At 68.8% G+C, this 17,336-nt stretch carries 9 protein-coding genes and 3 pseudogenes; 5 read left to right on the forward strand and 7 right to left on the reverse strand.

Annotated features, from left to right (window positions below; genetic code table 11):
• Positions 1 to 870 precede the first annotated feature (870 nt).
• Together AB0H32_RS38975 and AB0H32_RS38980 are read right to left on the reverse strand one after the other, a co-directional pair.
• Positions 871 to 1,014 (reverse strand): annotated as a pseudogene (locus tag AB0H32_RS38975) (DDE-type integrase/transposase/recombinase); the annotation flags it as partial.
• 44 nt (positions 1,015 to 1,058) lie between these two features.
• Positions 1,059 to 1,259 carry an SCO3870 family protein gene (locus AB0H32_RS38980; RefSeq protein WP_361131287.1) on the reverse strand — a complete coding sequence of 67 codons (201 nt, stop codon included), beginning with the start codon at positions 1,257 to 1,259 and terminating at the stop codon, positions 1,059 to 1,061.
• Positions 1,260 to 1,421: 162 nt separating this feature from the next.
• On the opposite strand from AB0H32_RS38980, the gene AB0H32_RS38985 reads away from it, so the two are divergent.
• Together AB0H32_RS38985 and AB0H32_RS38990 are read left to right on the forward strand one after the other, a co-directional pair.
• Positions 1,422 to 1,697 (forward strand): hypothetical protein, encoded by a 276-nt coding sequence (locus tag AB0H32_RS38985; RefSeq protein ID WP_361131290.1) that lies wholly within the window; start codon positions 1,422 to 1,424, stop codon positions 1,695 to 1,697.
• A gap of 57 nt (positions 1,698 to 1,754) precedes the next feature.
• Complete coding sequence (locus AB0H32_RS38990; RefSeq protein WP_361131293.1) at positions 1,755 to 2,744, forward strand: phosphotransferase; 990 nt, start codon at positions 1,755 to 1,757, stop codon at positions 2,742 to 2,744.
• 1,343 nt (positions 2,745 to 4,087) lie between these two features.
• Here AB0H32_RS38990 and AB0H32_RS38995 read toward each other — a convergent pair.
• Positions 4,088 to 6,742 carry an NACHT domain-containing protein gene (locus tag AB0H32_RS38995; protein ID WP_361131296.1) on the reverse strand — a complete coding sequence of 885 codons (2,655 nt, stop codon included), beginning with the start codon at positions 6,740 to 6,742 and terminating at the stop codon, positions 4,088 to 4,090.
• 645 nt (positions 6,743 to 7,387) lie between these two features.
• Complete coding sequence (locus tag AB0H32_RS39000; protein ID WP_361131299.1) at positions 7,388 to 10,243, reverse strand: BTAD domain-containing putative transcriptional regulator; 2,856 nt, start codon at positions 10,241 to 10,243, stop codon at positions 7,388 to 7,390.
• 318 nt (positions 10,244 to 10,561) lie between these two features.
• Here AB0H32_RS39000 and AB0H32_RS39005 point away from each other — a divergent pair.
• Together AB0H32_RS39005 and AB0H32_RS39010 are read left to right on the forward strand one after the other, a co-directional pair.
• Positions 10,562 to 10,759, forward strand: a pseudogene (locus AB0H32_RS39005) (transposase); the annotation flags it as partial.
• A gap of 463 nt (positions 10,760 to 11,222) precedes the next feature.
• Positions 11,223 to 11,615 carry a hypothetical protein gene (locus tag AB0H32_RS39010; RefSeq protein ID WP_361131302.1) on the forward strand — a complete coding sequence of 131 codons (393 nt, stop codon included), beginning with the start codon at positions 11,223 to 11,225 and terminating at the stop codon, positions 11,613 to 11,615.
• Between the two features lie 578 nt (positions 11,616 to 12,193).
• Here the strand turns inward: AB0H32_RS39010 and AB0H32_RS39015 are convergent.
• A complete protein-coding gene (locus tag AB0H32_RS39015) occupies positions 12,194 to 15,001 on the reverse strand; it encodes a tyrosine-type recombinase/integrase (RefSeq protein ID WP_361131305.1) in 2,808 nt (935 codons plus the stop codon).
• A gap of 374 nt (positions 15,002 to 15,375) precedes the next feature.
• On the opposite strand from AB0H32_RS39015, the gene AB0H32_RS39020 reads away from it, so the two are divergent.
• Positions 15,376 to 15,810: a hypothetical protein gene (locus tag AB0H32_RS39020; protein ID WP_361131308.1), complete on the forward strand. Its 435-nt coding sequence runs from the start codon at positions 15,376 to 15,378 to the stop codon at positions 15,808 to 15,810.
• Between the two features lie 10 nt (positions 15,811 to 15,820).
• Here the strand turns inward: AB0H32_RS39020 and AB0H32_RS39025 are convergent.
• Positions 15,821 to 16,941, reverse strand: a pseudogene (locus AB0H32_RS39025) (IS630 family transposase).
• Positions 16,942 to 17,027: 86 nt separating this feature from the next.
• Entirely contained in the window at positions 17,028 to 17,210 is a 183-nt protein-coding gene (locus AB0H32_RS39030; RefSeq protein ID WP_361131311.1) for a hypothetical protein, read from the reverse strand.
• Between the last annotated feature and the right edge of the window lie 126 nt (positions 17,211 to 17,336).

Consider the following 17,336-nt stretch of genomic DNA (forward strand, 5'->3'; position numbering starts at 1 on the left):
CGGGCCCGACCAGTAGGGCGTCGACCCGCTCGGCGAGGACGAGTGAGCGCATCGGCCGCGGCTGTGGGGGGGGCCGGCCCGACCGCACTGCTTGCAGGCGTAGTCGGCGGCGAACCCTACACATCGTCCGCAGACCTCGACGCCGTGGTTATCTTGCGCGATCAGCGGCTGAACTGTGCCGCAGCGAGGGCACTCGGCCGGCGCCCGGAGCACCGCGGTGTAGCAGACATGGCAGACCGGACCGTTGGGCCACCGGGTGGTGCTCGGCTTGGTCCGGCCGCAGCAAAACGCGACAGCGCAGAAGCGCCCCCTTGGCAGCCGCAGCAAAGAGCCCTCTGCATAGTCGATGTGGTCGTGCAGAGGGCTCTTCCGTGTTGCTGGTCAGTCTTCGGAGACGTGACAAGCCCGTGCGTCGGCCCTCCCCCCGGCGCGCGGCCTCGGCCAGCCAGACGACATCGACAGGAAGCCCGGCATTGCGGGCCTCGATCACCGTGTCCGCGGTGCCGCCGCCCTTCCCGACGCCCAAAGCGCTGTCCTGACGGCCCGCTTCAGGACTCGGACGACGCTTGCCGCCACGGCCGGACGGGCGACATGCTGCGCGCCGTGGAAGTCGTAAGCCAACTCGTGGACAACGGCGTACGGCACGGCCTGCCAGCCCGTACCCCCGTCAAGGAGCACCATCTTTCACTGACCGCGGCCCTCACGGACGCCAGCGCCATCGTCCTCGACGTCTCCGACCTCATTCCGGCTTCCCCTGACTCAGAGGCCGCCATCCGCGGGGAGAAGGGCCGTGGTCTCTGGCACGTCGCCCGCCTGGGGGCTCGGGTCACCCGGTCCCTGCCGCACGAAGGCGGGGGCAATGCAGGAGTGGAGCTTGTTGGTCACGATCACTTGGGGCACCGACCGGGTCTTCTTCATCAGGCTCCGGAAGAAGCGACTGGCCGCAGCCTTGTCCCAACGGCACTGGACGAGGATGACCAGGACGCTGCCGTCCTGGTCCACCGCCCGCCACAGGACGCCACTCGGCTCCAGCATCAGCTGCCGCGTTGTCGAAGAGTTCAGTCCGAGTGGGGCCGACGGGCACGGACCCACGTCACCACAACCAAAGCTGCGGTGACGTATAGGACGACACTGGCACAAGCCACGGATTCGACGTACTGCTCGTAGCCCTCTGCTCGAAGCTGAACCGTGAGGAATCCAAGTGCTGTTGCCAGCATCGCGATCGCGGCGGACAAGGAAGCAAACGGGACTTTCACCATTGGTGTTTCTTCCAAACTGCGAGACGACTGGTCAGTACGGAGTCTAGGTGTACACCGTCATCTCCCCTTCTCTCTGCCTGCAACAGCCCAGCAGGCTGCAGCGGCCGGAAAAGTGCTGATGGAGCGCTGGCTTGAGCAATACGGACGAGTTCCTCGCGCACGATGGCCGTTGCTCGTGATGCGGCCGCCGAGAAGCCGCTGCAGGCCGCGATCGAGCGGAAGGTCGCGCGCCGCAGCAGCGAGGAGGGCTGGCAGCAGGAGCTGGCTCGCCGCGACCAAGTGACGTGCGGGCCGCAGATCACGACTGTCACCATCCACGCGGACGGTTCCACGACGTCGAGCGAGCCTCGACCGTGGCAGATGTCGTGCCCCGGCACCGATTCCTACCGCCTCGCCAGCACCTGGGCACGAGCCGAAGAGCCGGCCAAGGCCGGCTGACTCGCTGGAAGGCAGACGCGGACCATCGGCGCGCCGAGCCGAGGATAAGGTCGGCGGATGCGCCAGTTCACAGCGACTGAAGCCTTGTCGGGGATCGTGCATGAGGCACTGGGGGCGGGAGCCCACGTTGTCGGAGTGGACCGGTTGCGCGGCGGAAGCAAGAAGGGGGTCTACCGGGTTCACACGGACGGATCACATACACCGAGTGTGATCGTCTACAGCTGGGCCGGGGCCGAGAACTTCTGGCCAGCTGCGGAAGGCATCGACGCGGCCCACCCGTTCGCTCCCGCCTCCGGGCTGGCCCCCTTCCTGGCCTCTCAGCGGAAGCTGGACGGCCTTGGAGTCCGGGTTCCAGGGGTGCTCCTGGCCGACGACAGCCGACGTCGCTACCCAGCGGATGTTGCGGTGGTCGAGGACGTTGCCGGCGACACTCTGGAAGCGCTTTTGAAGGCGGATCCCGCACACGCATCAGATGCCTTGAGCGAGCTTGCAGCAATGCTCGACGTGATGCACCAGCAGCGCAGTCAGCACTACGGCAGGGTGGATGTGCTGGAACGGGGCGACAAAGCGAGTGGGGTTTCGTGCGAGCAGCTGGTGCTTGAGCGAGCCCTCGAGGATCTCGCAGAGGTGGCCGAACGCGACCCCAGGATCGGTTCAGCCGCGGCTCCCTTGCACGATCGCCTGCAGGAGCTGGCCACACGAGTGCCTCCGCGCACCGAACACGGACTGATCCACGGCGAACTCGGGCCCGACCACGTCCTGCTCGATACCTCCGGACACCCCGTCCTCATCGACATCGAGGGCCTGATGTTCTTCGATGTCGAGTGGGAACACGTGTTCCTGCAGCTTCGCTTCGGCGAGCAGTACCCAGCCTTGTCACGTCCCGGACTCGATCCAGCACGGCTCGACCTCTTCACGCTCGCCATGCGTCTCTCACTGGTGGCTGGACCCCTGCGCCTCCTCGACGGCGACTTCCCACACCGCACGCTGATGCAGGAAATCGCGGACCACAACGCGAAGGAAGCGCTCGCCCTGCTGATCCAGTAGCACCGCGCCAGTCACATCCGTCTCGCTCCCTCGACGGCCAGCCGCCCTGACGGGCGCCTGGCCGTCCGGCGTCCCCGGACTCGACAGTGCCGTCGTTTCTCTTCGAGATTCACGACTCGGCTGATCGGCAACTGCCTTTAGAACCCGTCGACAATCGCTGTTCCTTGAGATGAACGAAGCCATGCCCAGATGGTGGCGGAAGATCGGCAGTTGAAGCTCTCCGGTTACGAAATCGACCGCTTCGGCGGCCACGAGCTCGATCAGAGTGGCGGTCCTCGGGCAGTCGCCGGCTTCTTCCGAGAGCTCTTCGGGCGTTACGACATACCCCTGCCGCCCCCCGTGCCGGCGCCCAGCAACTAGCCGGCCGGCGAGGGCGATGGGCAAGCCACGAAGGCCCAGGCCAGGCCGAGTGGGTCGTCGGCCGCGGCCAGGCGGGCGAGGCGGGAGCGCTGCTCGCCGATGCCGCGGCATCCGTCCAGGGGGCGCAGGGCGTCCGGCCGTACAGCGGTGACCCTCGACGTACGCGCGGCTGCCCAGGGCGATCAGATTCGCGAGCAACGAGGACGCCGAGCCCGGCGGCCTGCGCGAGCAGCTGCTCGACGCTGATGTGGCCCGGGGCGTCGATCCGCTGCTCGTACAGCAGGAGTTCGTCGTCGATCCGGACGCAGCCGTGCAGGGCGGAGAGCACGAGGACGCCGGCGGGACCGGCGATCCTCGCGGCGGCTCGCTGTCACATGCGGTGATGAGAGCCGGTGTAGATGTGGCAGCCGGGGGTAGGTCGGGTCCACTGCGAGCTTGGCGGCCGCGCAGGGCACGATGACGATCGCGGGCCCTGCCGGCTCATTGCAAGGTCAACGACACCATTTCCTGTCGGAGTTGGGCGGTGGGGTGACATCACAGGCATGATGCGTCCCGGACTCAGGGCCGCGCAGGGTCGGGGCCGGAGCTCTTCGGATACGCGCCGCGGTCGATCCCGAGGCGGATGTCCTCCCTCCTGCCGGTTCCTGCCAAGCCGGAACACATAGCGGTGCGGACCCCTGTGCCTCACGTTCCGCGCGCCGACCGCCAGTAGGGCTTCCCGCAGCCAGAGCGCGGGGTCGCCGCCGGCTCGCGGCACCGGCGCGCCGGGCCGGATGAGCTGCGCGGCGGCGTATTCGTGGCCCTGTTCCTGCCTGCGGATCTTCTGGGCCGCTCGAGAGTTGAATACCGTGCCGTCGGGCAACAGCTTCACGGTCCGGGCAGTTGCCGGGCCGCAGTAGGCCGCGTTCGAGGCCTGGTTATGGGGACCCTTCATCTTGTCCGTTGTCCGTTCTTGGTGCTGCCGCGATCACTGCGGTGGGTCTTCACTCGTGCGGTGTGCTGGGCGCTGACGGGATGCAGCATCCACTGGCCCGGGTGAGGTTGTACTGCAGTTCGATGTGGCGGAACTGATAGACGGCTCCGGACTGGCGGAGTACCGAACGGTGCCGGTGCGCGTCGGCCAGGAACTCTGTGAGGCGAAAGGGAAGCCTGTAGCGGACGGCGAGGTAGGCGCGGGTGAGGGCGTAGGGCCAGCAGGCGGTGCGGCTCATGGCGGTGGCCAGGCCTACCGCGAGTCCCCCGGCGGCAAGAGTCAGGGAGTATGCGGCAGACCGGGCTGCCGGGGAAAGTGGGGAGAGGATGTGGGTGCCGTCGGGCGGGACGGAGAAGCCAGAGAGCGCGTCACCGGTGATCAGGGTGAGGGCTGTGGGCGCGGCGAGTGCGAGTCCCGCGAAGGGGGTGGTGAGCAGCAAGAGGTGACGGAATGTTCTGCGGTCCTGGTGCAGCAGGGAATCGGGCGCCGAGGCGGTGGCTGCGTCGGCGGGGCGGGCCCGCACCGCCGCGGCCAGGCCGAGGCCGAGTCCGTCCAGGGTGGAGTACAGGATGTAGCTGGTCGGTCCGGCGGCGAGGGGGTGTCGGTTGCCTGCGATGAGTGTGGCCGGGTAATCCATGAGGAGCAGTGCCGTTCCGAAGGCGGGGCCTGCGGCCATCCCGACGGCGATGGTGCGGGGGTCGAAGGACCAGCGCAGTTGGGTGGCCGGGGCGGGAAAGTCGGTGTCCGGGCGGCGGGCCGCGGATCCGAGAAGGCCGCCGACGGTGGCATAGACGGCGGCATTGACGAGGGCGACGGAAATTGCGGTTGTGGTTCCGAGCCAGGTGAAGGGGAACCACAGGGCCAGACCGGCCGTCAGACCACGCAGGCACATTCCCCGGTCCCAGGACCAGGGTGGCGCCGCAGGTGAAGTGCCGCGCGAGCGGGCGGTTCGGGCTCCGACGAGACTTCCGATCAGGCCGGCAGCGAATCCGAAGGCGAGCCCGCCGACCGGAACGTAGTCCGAGGGGAAACGCGGCCCCGCCTTGACGGGATCGACCATCCAGAACGCTACCGCGCTGGCGATCGTGGAGGTCATCCCGGCGGTCATGGCAGCGCTGACGTCGCAGGCCAGGCCAGCGGCCATGCCGGCGATCAACGCCGAGGGCGCTCCGACCACCCACCACAGTTGTGTGCCGCCGGTCAGGCTGGTGCGGGTGTAGGCAGCCAGCAGTGCGGTGGTCCAGGAAGCAAGTCCGAGCAGCACGCCGGTGATGTGGGCCTCAAGGTGGCGCGGCAGTGCGGAACGCAGTCGCCACCAGGCCAGATCGGTGCTACCGCCGTCGAGGCAGCTCAGGTGCGCGGCGAGGAAGCGCAGGGTGCGCACCGCTGTGCGGGTGCTCCAGTGGCAGGGGCGGCGGGGGTGTAGCCGGTAAGCGGCGAGGACGGCCGCGCCCAGCAGGTGCCGTTCCACGTCGCGGCGCTCGGGCAGGCGGGCGCGGTCGCACAGTTCGGCCGGGTCTGGCAGGGCCGTAAGGTCCTCACCAGGGCGGGCGTTATAGACAGCGACGGCCAGTGCCAGCATCAGCGGCGTGGACAGGGCGGCCGCGACCGGTCGCGCTGGGTGGTCGAGTTGCGCAAGTACGGGCCGCCAGCGGGCTGCGGAGGCTCCTTCCGGGCCTGCAGCGCCTTGTACGAGGTAGTCGGCAGCCGTCTGCCGGTCCAGAGGGCTCAGTTCCACCGCTGCGGCGGCCGCCAGCCGGACCGGCAGTCGACCGACGGGGTCTGCGATATCGAGGTAGGCGTCCCTCCGACTGGAGAGCACCACGGCCTGCCCCGGCGGCAATGCCTCGTTGATACCGTCGAGCGCCAGTGCCCTGGTCTGCGGGGGCAGTTCATCGAGCCCGTCGAGCAGCGGCAGGACCAGGCCGGCCTCGGTCAACGCGCGCGCGGACACGTCGCGTCCGTGGGGCGCTTCCTCGCCGTGGCCCAGCATCGGGTAGTCCCGGGCGAGCTGTTGCGCCAGCCATCGGCCGAACGGGAGTGTGGCGGGGTCCCAGGATGCCAGTGGCAGCAGCACCGGAACCGGGTCTCCCTCGGCGCGTGACTCCACCAGCCCCAGGAGCAGCCGGATGAGCAGTACGGTCTTACCCGATCCCGGTTCCCCCAGCACCGTCAGGCGACGGGTCGGGATGCGCCGCAGGAATACGTCGGTGAGCTCACCGTCCTGTCCTGCCAGCCCTGCCGGTTCCTGCGCCCAATCCTCCGGACTTGAGAGTGGGCCTCCCGGCCATCCGCGGGCCGTGCGCTGCAGCAGCTGCCAGGGCTCGGTCAACGCCGCTTCGGCGGGACGCCAGGAGACGGCCAGTGCGTACGGGGCGGTGACCCGCCGGGCCGTCAGTTCAGCCGTCCACCGCCCGCGCACTTCAGCGGCCAGTCGGTTGGCTGCCGCGGCAAGATCGGGGTCGGCCGTGTGGTGCGTCGCGCCAGTGTTGCGGAAGGCAGCCCACGACAGGTACATCCCGCCCACCGTCGGCAGCAAAGTCGTGACCGTGGCCGCCACCGGCAGCCCGAAGCGCCAACTCACCCACACCGCACCAGCCATGCCGACCGACGTCAGCGCCAGATACAGCCATCCGTCGTGACGATCACGTCGGCGCCTGGCCACCACTGATCCGCCCCTCCCCTGATCGCCATACTTCCACTTCTTACCGGCCGCCCCGGGCGACGACCGCCGGACAGGGGGTGCTTCACCCGAACGAGGGCGGCTCTCGGTCCGCGTCGACGCTTCCCGCCCTGCTCTGGAACTCTGGCAGCACCTCATGCCGAACATGTCCGCACCCGCATAATGCGCAACCACACCCCACACATCCGAGGCGAGCAGTTCATCGAAGCAGCGGGCCGGGAACCAGCTTTCGGCGTTTGCCGGGCACTCGTCCAGGAGGACGAAGCGCGAGCACTCCAAGGCAGCCACGTTGGGCGTGTTCTACGCACCGAAAGCAGTCATTGGCGCAGCTCACGCTGCGTGTGATCTGTGAGTCGACGTGTTGATGGACTGGACGGGTTCGACGACTCGGCCGCGGATGAACCGGGCGTCGGTTAGCCTCGCGCTTTCACGAGGTGGCCTGTCCGAGAGTTGATCAAAAACGCGGAAGGTGCCTATGACCTGCAACGATAGGACTCGCTGGGGCCCTGTTGACTCCGAGGAAAGAAGCGCTTCCCAGGTGAAGAAGCGTATCGGGTCCTATCCCCGTGTCCGTGTCGAGGGCGGCTCACTCCTCGCACTGCTTGCGCATGCGCAGCGTCAGTCAGGTCACGGCGACGATGGTCGCGCTGGGGATTTCGTCTGGTTCATGTCGCCGATCGTCTGCCATAACCGCTGCGCCCGCCCGCGGTGTTGGTGCGCCAGGTGATGGACGCCGGCGGCGGCGTCCAGGTCGCCGATCAGTTGCCAGCACGAGGCCTCGTCCTGACGGTCGCCGTGCCGGTGGAACAGGTCCGCCGCGCGTTCCAACGCCGGGCTCGCCCGGTCCCGGTCGTGCTGACCGGCGTACACACGGCCGACTTCCAGCAGCGTGTACGCGGCGCATCGCTCGTCGGCCAGTTTTTCGAAGGTGGCCAACGCCTGCCACAGGCAGCGCAGCGCCTCGTCCGGATCACCGCGCCGATCATGCAGCCGGCTGAACCGTCGCAGCACCACGGCCACGCGATGCCCGTCGCCCACCGCCCTGGCGTGACTCAAGGCCCCGTCGAACCAGAACTCCGCCTCGTCGAGCTTGCCCTGCATGAGCATCATCACGGCCATGGAGCAGGACAGCTGCGCTTCGATATGCCGGTCGCCCTCACCGACCGCGATGGCAAGCGCCTGCTCGACACGTTCGAGGGCTTCGTCGTCACGGTCCTGCACCCGGCTGACCGTACCCAGCATCGCCAGCGACAACGCCTCGCCGCGCTTGTCCCCACCGTCCCGGCACAGCCCGAGGGAGGACTCCAGGGCCCGGGTGGCCCGATCGAACTCGTCTTGGTAGATGTGCAGCTGGCCAAGACCGCGTAGCAGCACCGATGCGCCGCGCACGTTGCCGGCGGCCTGGGCCGCGTCCAGCGCGAGCCGGTGCCCGTGCTGCCAGTCCTGATAGAGACACCGGTGGTCGTAGTAGGTTGCTGCGCCGGCCGCCAGCTCCCAGGCCAATTCGTCCAGGCCCCAGTCCACGGCCATTTTCACCGCGCCGAGCAGGTTGTCGCGTTCCGCGTCGAACCAGCCAACCGGGTCGGTCATCAGCCGGTCCACGACGGCATCAGGCAGTGATCGGCGCGGTGCCGCACCGGGCGGGGCTGCCAGCAGCCCCGCCGCCGGCAGCCGATCGGTGCCGCGTCCGATCAGGTCGAGCCAAACGGACAGCACTCGGATGATCGCGTCCCGCTTGTCCGCCGTGGGCAGCGGGGCGGCGCTCTCCACGGCACAGGTCCTGATCAGGTCGTGCAGCCGGTAGCGCGGCTGGCCGATGGCGTCGGTGGCGGTCAGCCGAACCAGGCTGGCGTCGACGAGGGTGTCCAGCACCTCCTCGGCGTCCGAGCGGTCCAGCAGCGGGCCGACCACCCAGCCGGGCAGGGTGTAAGCGCCGAGCAGACCCAGCAGGCTCAGCGCGCGCACCGCGTCGGCGGGCAGCAGCCGTAAGCTCAGTTCGACGCTGGCTCGCACGCTGAGGTCCCCTATCCTCAGCTCGGCCAGCCTGCGGGACTCATCCTCGATCCGTTCCCGCAGCACCCGCAGTGACCAAGCCGGGCGGCCCGTGAGCTTGCCGCTGGCGATCCGGATCGCCAGCGGCAGATTGCCGCAGCAGTCGAGGATTGCGTCGGCCTCCTCCGGTTCCCGCTCGACCCGCCGCCGCCCGACGATTCCCGTGAATAACTCCCGTGCCTCTGCGGGGCTCAGTACGTCCAGGTCGGTGTGCCGAGCGCCGGGAAGTTGCGTCAGCAGAGTGCGGCTGGTGATCAACACGGCACAGCCGTTGGCGGCGGGCAGCAGGGGCAGCACCTGATCGGCGTGACCGGCATCGTCCAGCACCACCAGCATGCGACGGTCCGCCAGCAACGACCGGTAGAGCGCAGACCGCTCGGCCAGGCCCTTCGGGATCGCACTGCCGGCGATCGAGAGCGCGCGCAGTGCCTCGGCCAGCATCAGCCCCGGGTCCCGCGGCTCATCGGACGTCGCCGCGAGGTTGAGGTAGAGCTGGCCGTCGGGGAAGGCGCCGCTCGCCAGCCGCGCAGCGTGCGTCACCAGGCAGGACTTGCCGACACCGGGACCGCCCACGATGACGGCCACCCGGGCCCGGTTCGGCGCCGGCCCGTCGAGCAGTCCGGCGATCTCGGCCAGTGCCTCGGCCCGGCCCACGAAGTCCGGTACATCAAGGGGTAGTTGACGCACCGGCATCGCCATGGCCGGCCCGGCGGCCGCCGCGTCAGGGCTCTGCGGTGGTATGTCCAAGGGCCTGCTTGCCGGGACCGGGGTCGTCAAGGTGGGATCCGCGGTGAGTATGCGTTGGTGCAGCGCCTGGAGCGGCGGGGTGGGGTCGACGCCGAGTTCGTCGGCCAGTGTCCGGCGCAGCCGCTCGTACACGTGCAGCGCCTCGCCTTGTCGCCGACACCGACAGAGAGCGACTATCAGGTGTTCGGCGACCTGCTCGTCGTAGGGGTGCTCGCGGAACAGAGCGGTCAGCTCGTCAATGATCTCTCTATGACGCCCCAGACCGAGTTCGATGACCAGACACTGTTTGAGTGTGTCCGCGCGTTTCTCGTTCAGCCGTGCCGCATCGATCTCCAGGACCCGGCTGGAGATGTCGGTCAGGGCACGCCCGCGCCAGCAGGCCAGCGCCCGCCGAAGTGCTACAGCTGTCTCGGACGGGTCCGTGTGCCGTTCGGCGAGGCGCCGCTCGTGGTCGAACTCCAGCAGGTCGAGCTGATCCGGGGACAGGTGGATCTCGTAGCCGCCGCGCCGCGTACTGATCAAGGGGCCTGGTGCTCCGCACGCGGCGAGGTTGCGGCGCAGCCCGGAGACGGCGTCCTGGACCTGACGGACCGCAGTGGCGGGCGCTTTCCCGTCCCACATCACGGCGACGAGCCGTTCCATGGCGACGATGTTGTTGGCGTCGATCAGAAGCGCGGCCAGCATCTTGGCCTGCCGCGGTCCGTCTAATCGGACCTCTCGTCCGGTGATCTGGGCATGTAACGGCCCCAGTACGCCGAATCTCATCTTCCCCCCAGGTACTTCATGATCAGCGTTGGTCCCCTCGCTGACCTGGCACTAGGACGAATCTAGGACGGCCGCCGGACGCGTGTCCATATCGTCGCCGTAGCCTCGGGCTTCCGCGAGGGTGGATGTCCGGTCCGTGATCAAATAAGCGAGGAGTGCTGCTGCCCTGGGACGATGGGACTTGTCTAAGGTCCTGGTCGTCGGAGGGAAAGCTGCACTCCTCAGATGAAGAAGCGGGCCTGGATGCCCATGCTCGCGCTGACCGGCACCGCCCGCAAGTGGGAACCCCGCCGCATGCGATTGCGACTGTTCTCCGCCATCGCCCAGCTCGTGACGACCGGCCGCCGCATCCTCCGCCTCGCCAGACACTGGCCCTGGACCGACGTGGTCACAGACGCCCTGACACGACTCGAAGCCCTCCCCAACCCCGGCTGACCAGGAACTTCCCGCTCCCACGAGCAGCCTCACCCCCACCGGAGCCGTGGAACCCAGCCGAGCCACCAACCTGCCCGAACACCGAAACCACAACACCACAAACCCGAAGTGGAGCCGTCAGCAAGCCGACGGCCCCTCGGGAAAGATCGAGGCGCCTAGGCCGAATCTAGGACGGACCAAGGACTCGTGACCGTAGCGTCACGGTCCGGCAGTCGGGGGCAATGGCTCGAAGCCGAATCCGACGGGATCCGCAGCGAGTCTGGAGGTCCCACTAGCACGAGAGAACGACCAACTGCCCCGGTAAGGGGCACCAACGACTCGGGAGCGGTAAGTCGATAACGCAGCAGGAACTCTTGACACTGCTCAATGACACCTTCGCTAAACGGCCGCGACGATTTGGTCAAGTCGAGGTCCGCGCAGGCAACCGCTCCACCAGGCCGCATCGGAGGGGAAAGGACACCCAATGCCCAAACTCGGAAAGCCCAAGCGCGCGACGATGAAGAAGGCTGCGCAGCTGACGGCGGGAGTCATAGCCAGCTGCGGTCTGATGCTGGCCGCGCCGACCGCGGCGCACGCCAGCTCCGGACCCGCAGCCCCGACTCCCCACGTCATCAGGCCCAACGCCACCAGCCTCAACTGCGGCCTCGCCGTGGAAGTGCATTTCTACAGTGGTGATTACTCATGTATCACCAGCAATGGCATTCACTACGTCGATTTCTGTTCCGTGAACTGGGTCGAAACCGGCAACCAGTGGGCGGCGCTGGTCTACGATGGCGGCAAATACCAGCCGGGGATGCCGCCTGGGAGCTTTTGGAACAAGGGCAACTGCATTAGCCGGGTCGACGTCAACACGTGACGATGCCCGCCCTGCGCCGGGTGCGCGTCCCATCGGCGATCAGATCGTGTGGCTGATCGCGTCGTCGAGCGATCCGGTCGTGCCCGGCGCATAGCTCGGGGCCTCCTGCCCCGAGCTACCCGGCGTCCTCGCCGTCGAGCGGACGCAGCGCCCGCACCTGCCCGTCGGTGTGGGTGCGCACGATCGGATAGCGGTCGTGGGTTCGAGACCCACACCCAACCCGCGACGAACGCCCGCAACTCCAACTCCGCCGAGTCGAACTCACGCAGCCCGAGCAGGTCCCGGATCTCCCGGGAGTGGTCCCACTGCGTCTGATCCCGATCCGGGTACTGCTTCCGGGTGATCACAAGCGCCCTGACACGACTCGAAGCTCTCCCCAACCCCGGCTGACCAGGAAGTTCCCGTCCCTACGACCGCATCACCCCGACCGGAGCCGTGGAACCCGGCGCCCACCCGACGCGACAGCCGGGCCACCAACCTGCCCGAACACCGAAACCACAACGCCACAAACCCGAAGAGGGGGCCGTCACCAACGTGACGACCCCTCGCGAAAGATCGAGGTTAGTGGCGGGCTTTCCTCAAGGGCCGGGCGGCTCGGGGGTGGCTGCGGCTGTCCGGGGGCTTTCGGAGCATCTGCGGCGATCAGCCGGCTGTTCTCGATCATCAGCCGCTGGTTGACGTTGCGGAGTGCCTGCATGGCGGTCTCTGCTTGGCGGCTGGCTGCGAGTGCGGCGTCTCGTTGCTCGCGCAGTTCCTCCATCTCCGTGTCGCGCAGCGAGCGGGCGTTCAGGCCGTCGCGGAGGTGGGCACCCAGTTCGTGGGCGCGTAGCGTGCGCAGCTCGTTCTGCACCTCGTGAAGGGTCCGTTGCAGGGCGGCGTTCTGTTCCAGGAGCATGCGGTTCTCGACTTCGAGGGCCGCCACTTTTGCGGGCGGTCGCTGCTGCTGCCGCCCGCGGCCCGTCTTGGGCGAGCTGGGCGCGGACCGTCTCGGCTTCCGCTTTGAGGTCGCGGTGGCGTTGAAGGTACTGCGGGTTGACGGCGGCCCGCCGGGTGATCTCCGCGTCGGAGAGGGCCTGGCGGCTCTTGCGCATCGCGGCCAGGACGGTTAGGACCCGCTGCCGGCACTGTTCGCTGTCGGCACGGCACCGCTGAACGGCAGCCGCCCTGCCGGCATCGAGGACCTCGGCCCGACTGGCAGGGATCGTTGCCTGGCCGGGCTGCTTGAGCGGGGCGGCCGCGCGCGTCATCCGGTCGTCCTCTCGGTGAGGATCGGGTCGACGGTCGGCTGGTCCAGGCTCTGCCGTCCGGCCAGAACCGCCGCTACGGGGATGACCGTGAGGAACCGGTCCCGGGTGTGGAGCCAGGACTCCACCGTGGTCCGTTCCTCGGGGGGTGAGGGAGCCGATGTCGGCTTCGCATTTGCCGACGAGTTCGTCGATCTGCTGGATCTCCCTGCGCAGCAGCTCCAGGTTCGCCGCGCTCAGGGGGCCCGCGGTGAGCACGCTGCCGTAGGCGCTTTCCAGCGCGGCGAGCTGCTCCCCCTTCCCGGCGCGTAGTTGGCGCAGTTCGGGCAGGTGGGTGAAGTCGGTGGTGTAGAGGGTGCAGGAGAAGCAACGGTTGTATACCGGGCAGCCGTGTCCGTCGGCGCGGACGTTGTTCATTTCGTGGCAGCGTCCCGCGGGGACGGGCACCGAGCCGACGCCTGCGCGGATCCGGTCGGCAAGGTCATCGCCGGGGGTGCGGGCGCGGAGCCGGCCGCCGGTGAGGTCGAACTGGTACTTGGCGGCGATGGCGCGTACCGCTTCCACTCGCCAGGGGTCCGAGGGCCGGTAGTAGACCTGTGTGGTGGAGGGGTCCTGGTGGGCCATGAGGACCTGCAGGATGTCGAGCGGGACGCCGGCGTCGGCGCGGAGTTGGGCGTAGGTGTGCCGGAAGGCGTAGGGGAACACCCGTGCCGGGTCGAAGGGCTTGCCGTGTTCGTCGGTTACGGCGAACTGGTCGAGCCAGGTCTGAAGCCAGTAGCCGATTGTGCCGCTGCCGTACGCTCGCTCGCCGAGTGCGTTGGCACGGGAGCGGCGAGGGGTGGGGAACAGCAGCATGCGGGTGGAGCGGGGCCGGCCGTCTTCGTGGAACAGGTGCGGGGCTTCGTACCGCAGGTGGTCCTGCTGGCGGGTGATGACCTCGGCGTCGCTGGGATGGAGCGGGAGTTTGTGCCGCCGGCGGACTTTCTGCATCCAGTAGGCGAGGAAGGGGTAGGACCGGCGGCGCACCGTCCCGTCCGGGTCCTCCACGTCGATGTCGTGCCACTGGAGGCAGTCGAATTCCAGGTGGCGGAGCTCCCAGGGCCGCCGGCCCACACGCATGGCCAGCTCGACGTAGTTGCGGCGGGTACCGGCCGGCAGCAGGGCGAGATTGCGTTCGTCCATGAGCTGGAGGAAGACCTGTTCGGGCAGGGCGTCCTGGGAGCGGCCCTCCAGCTCGTTGGCCGTGTCGTCCCGTTCCGGGTACGGCGGCACGTCCATCTCCAGCAGATGGACGTCCGCCGCATGGTTGTCCGCGAGCCATGCCCGGCCGTGTTCGAGGACCTCACGCAGTACCTTGACCAGCTCGTAGTGGCGTACCGGTGTGACCAGCAAAGGCCCGGCGCCTCGGCGGGATGGCAGGAGGCGCTCGGCGACGACCTGCCGTACCGGGTCGTCGTCGTTGAGGAGTTGGTAGTCGCTGGTGTCGCGGGCTCGGTGCGTCAGCCAGCGCAGGTAGGCGGGCACGCCGTCCCGGCCTACGTCGCCCGGCCTTCGGCCTTCGCCGGGCAGGGTGCGAAGGAACATCGCGAACCACCGGGCCGCGTAGCCGACGGTCATCAATCGTGCCGAGGAGGCGCCGGCGGTGGCGAGGCGTAGCAGGTACTGCTGGGCGAGGTGTGTGACCCAGGGGGCGTGGACGTCCCGCAGATGGACGCTCCCGCCCTTGTAGCGGGGGTTGAGGTTGCGCAGCCGGACCAGGGTCCGGGTGTGCTCCGTCGCCGGGTCGGCCTCCAGCAGCGGCAGGGTCCGCTGCCACAGCCGCAGATACGTCGTCGTCGCACCCTTGGGCGGCAGTTCCGCGGCGGCCAGATCGTCGACCGCGTGGTCGCACAGCCAGCGCACCGCCGACTTGACCTGTGCGGGGCTGATCCGGCCGCCCTGGCGGAGCTGGGCCGCGTACCCACGCAGCACCTGCACCACGACCGCCGACGCAAGATCGGTGAGCGGGACCACGTCGACGGACGTGTAGATGGCGGCTGCCGTCAGCGCCCACGCCTCGCGGTCGGGCGTCCCCGCGTTGGACCACTGCCGCTGGTGCGGCAGGCACGCCGGCTCCGCCGCACTACGGCCATGCGCGGGCACACGCGGACCAGGCACTTCCCGAAGCCCGGACGAGGGGCGCGGCCCCGGGCGAGGTACTCCTCGACGGTCAGCCCGAGCACCCGGCGCTCGGAGGCACAGCTCTTGCACAGGCCGCTGGCCTCCGCGGCACGGTCGCAACCCACCCGGCACCGATGCTCGGCGTAGGCGCGGCGGGCGAACGGGACGGGCGTGCTTGCGCACCAGCTGTCGATGTCGCCGGGGGCGCCGGCCTCCCGCCAGTCGGACGCGCAGCGGTGGCACAGCCACGGCTAGTGCTCTGACCACATACGTTCACCGGGTTGGTGATCCGTGACGTCAGGAGCCGAGCTTCTAGAGTGAGGCGTCACAGCTCAGCAGCGGGGTGGGGAGGGCGCATGGCGGAGGTCGAGGTTCCTGGGCCAGAATCGGACTGGGAACGCGCGCCGGCGTACCAGGGAGGTAAGCGAAACCCGGCGTTCCAGGCCAGCATGTGGGAGTACGCGGCGAGTTCCTTCCGACTGGTTGCCGGCCTGTCGCCGTCCCTGGACGTCCTGGCCGCGCGGCTGCGGTTGAACATCGAACGGGGCTGGGAGGACCTTGGCGCGGTGGATGCGGCGATGTTCCGCATCCAGAGGATCGACTTCGCGCTCAGCCGACTGGAGGGCAGTCCTTGCCCCGATGTCTTCGTCTGGGTCGGACGCGCTCAGACTGACATAGAGGCGGCTCTCGATATCCTGCTCGACGCTCTCGGTATCGGTACGGAAGCCATTACCTTCCGCGCCGAAGGGGAGGGCGGATTCGTTGACCTGCGGAACGGCCCTCAGCCCTGATCCTGGAACGTCACGCTGCTTCACCGTTGGGGCGTCCGCCCCATCGGATGCCTTTCTCGCTGCGGATGCGTGCGCGTTCGCGCCGTTGGGCTGCAAGGACGTCGGGATAGCGGGCGTTGACGTTGCGCCAGCGCAGGTAGGCGTGCAGGGCCCGGGTCTGCACGGTGTGGTTGCGGTGGTTGGAGTTGGCGACGGTGAACTGCCGCAGTGGCCCGAAGTGGGCCTCGATCGGGTTCGCCCAGGACGCGTAGGTCGGGGTGAAGCACAGCTCGACCCTGTTCTTCCTCGCCCAGCGTCGGATCGTTGCGCCCCTGTGGGCCGAGAGGTTGTCCAGGATGACGTAGATGGGGGCGCCGTCCGGGCGGGCCGCGCGGATCGATCTCAGCGCGGCAAGGGTGTTCGCGGCGCCCTTCTTACGCCGGTTGACGCCCCACACGGTGTCGTCGCCGACCGAATAGCAGCCGTGGAGGTACCGGACACCGTGGGTGCGGTGGTAGGTCGCGGGGTGTCGCCCGGGATGTCCCTGCTCGGCCCAGCACGACCCGGCGGTGGGCCGGATGCCGAGCGGGCCGAACTCGTCAAACGCGAACACGCGGTCCGGGAAGCGCTCCAGCACCTCCTCGATGCGGTCCCGCTTGGCGTCGCGCTCCGGGTCCGGGGACTCCTTCCACGTCTTGGTGCGCTGGAAGGTGATGCCGCGGCGGGCGAGCAGGCACTGTAACGCCTCCCGGCCGATCCGGATCACGCGGCCGTGGACTTTCCGCAGGTAGGCGGCGAGTTTGTGGATCGACCATCGGGTGAAGGGCTGGCCAGGCTTGACCGGGCGGGTGGTGGCCGTCGCGGCGACGAAGTCCTCGTCGTCAGGACTGAGCAGGCGGGACGGCCTCCCGCCCACCGAGGGGCCAGGCAGGCCAGGCCGATCTCGTTGAACCGGTGGATCACGTCGCGGACGGTGTCCTGGTCGGCCTGCACCAGCTGGGCGACCACCGGGACCCGGTTCCCGCCAGCCGAGGCCAACAGCATCATCGCGCGCCGGAACCGCACCGAACTGGCGCTGCCCCGGCGCACGATCTGCTGCAGCTTCTGCCCCTCCTGGTCGGTGAACCTGCGCACATGGACAGGCTCAGCCACTACACCCCCAACGGTCGGACCCACGGACGTCACCGCACAGCCAACCGCCGCAACCACCAACCCGGCGAACCTTCCCGGTCAGAGCACTAGCTCGTGGCCGGCCGGTCGCACCCGGTGTGCGGGCAGCGGCGCAGCAAATGCCAGTCGGCGCCCAGGGGGAAGCACAGCTGGAGCGGGGAGCGGTCGAGGCCGTGCCGGGCCAGGTAGTCCCAGTCCGGTTCCCACTCGGTCGCGGGGGCAGGAGCGGGCAGAGGTGCAGAAGTCGTCATGCTGGTCCGAAGATCTTGTCGTTCACGGCCTGGGCGGCGTGAGCGACCCGGGCGTCGGAAGGGTTGCGGTACACGTTCTGGCTGGCCACGTCACGGTGGCCGAGCAGGCGCTGGAGGACGTCGCAC

The sequence above is a fragment of the Streptomyces sp. NPDC020362 genome (genome assembly GCF_040642095.1).
In the GTDB taxonomy this organism is placed as follows: Bacteria; Actinomycetota; Actinomycetes; order Streptomycetales; family Streptomycetaceae; genus Streptomyces.

What these genes read in the sequence shown, in the direction of transcription:
- AB0H32_RS38980 (WP_361131287.1), bottom strand. Translation starts at nt 1,259, where the DNA reads ATGGTGAAAGTCCCGTTTGCTTCCTTGTCCGCCGCGATCGCGATGCTG.
- AB0H32_RS39020 (WP_361131308.1), top strand. Translation starts at nt 15,376, where the DNA reads ATGGCGGAGGTCGAGGTTCCTGGGCCAGAATCGGACTGGGAACGCGCG.
- AB0H32_RS39010 (WP_361131302.1), top strand. Translation starts at nt 11,223, where the DNA reads ATGCCCAAACTCGGAAAGCCCAAGCGCGCGACGATGAAGAAGGCTGCG.
- AB0H32_RS39030 (WP_361131311.1), bottom strand. Translation starts at nt 17,210, where the DNA reads ATGACGACTTCTGCACCTCTGCCCGCTCCTGCCCCCGCGACCGAGTGG.
- AB0H32_RS38985 (WP_361131290.1), top strand. Translation starts at nt 1,422, where the DNA reads ATGGCCGTTGCTCGTGATGCGGCCGCCGAGAAGCCGCTGCAGGCCGCG.
- AB0H32_RS39000 (WP_361131299.1), bottom strand. Translation starts at nt 10,243, where the DNA reads ATGCTGGCCGCGCTTCTGATCGACGCCAACAACATCGTCGCCATGGAA.
- AB0H32_RS38990 (WP_361131293.1), top strand. Translation starts at nt 1,755, where the DNA reads ATGCGCCAGTTCACAGCGACTGAAGCCTTGTCGGGGATCGTGCATGAG.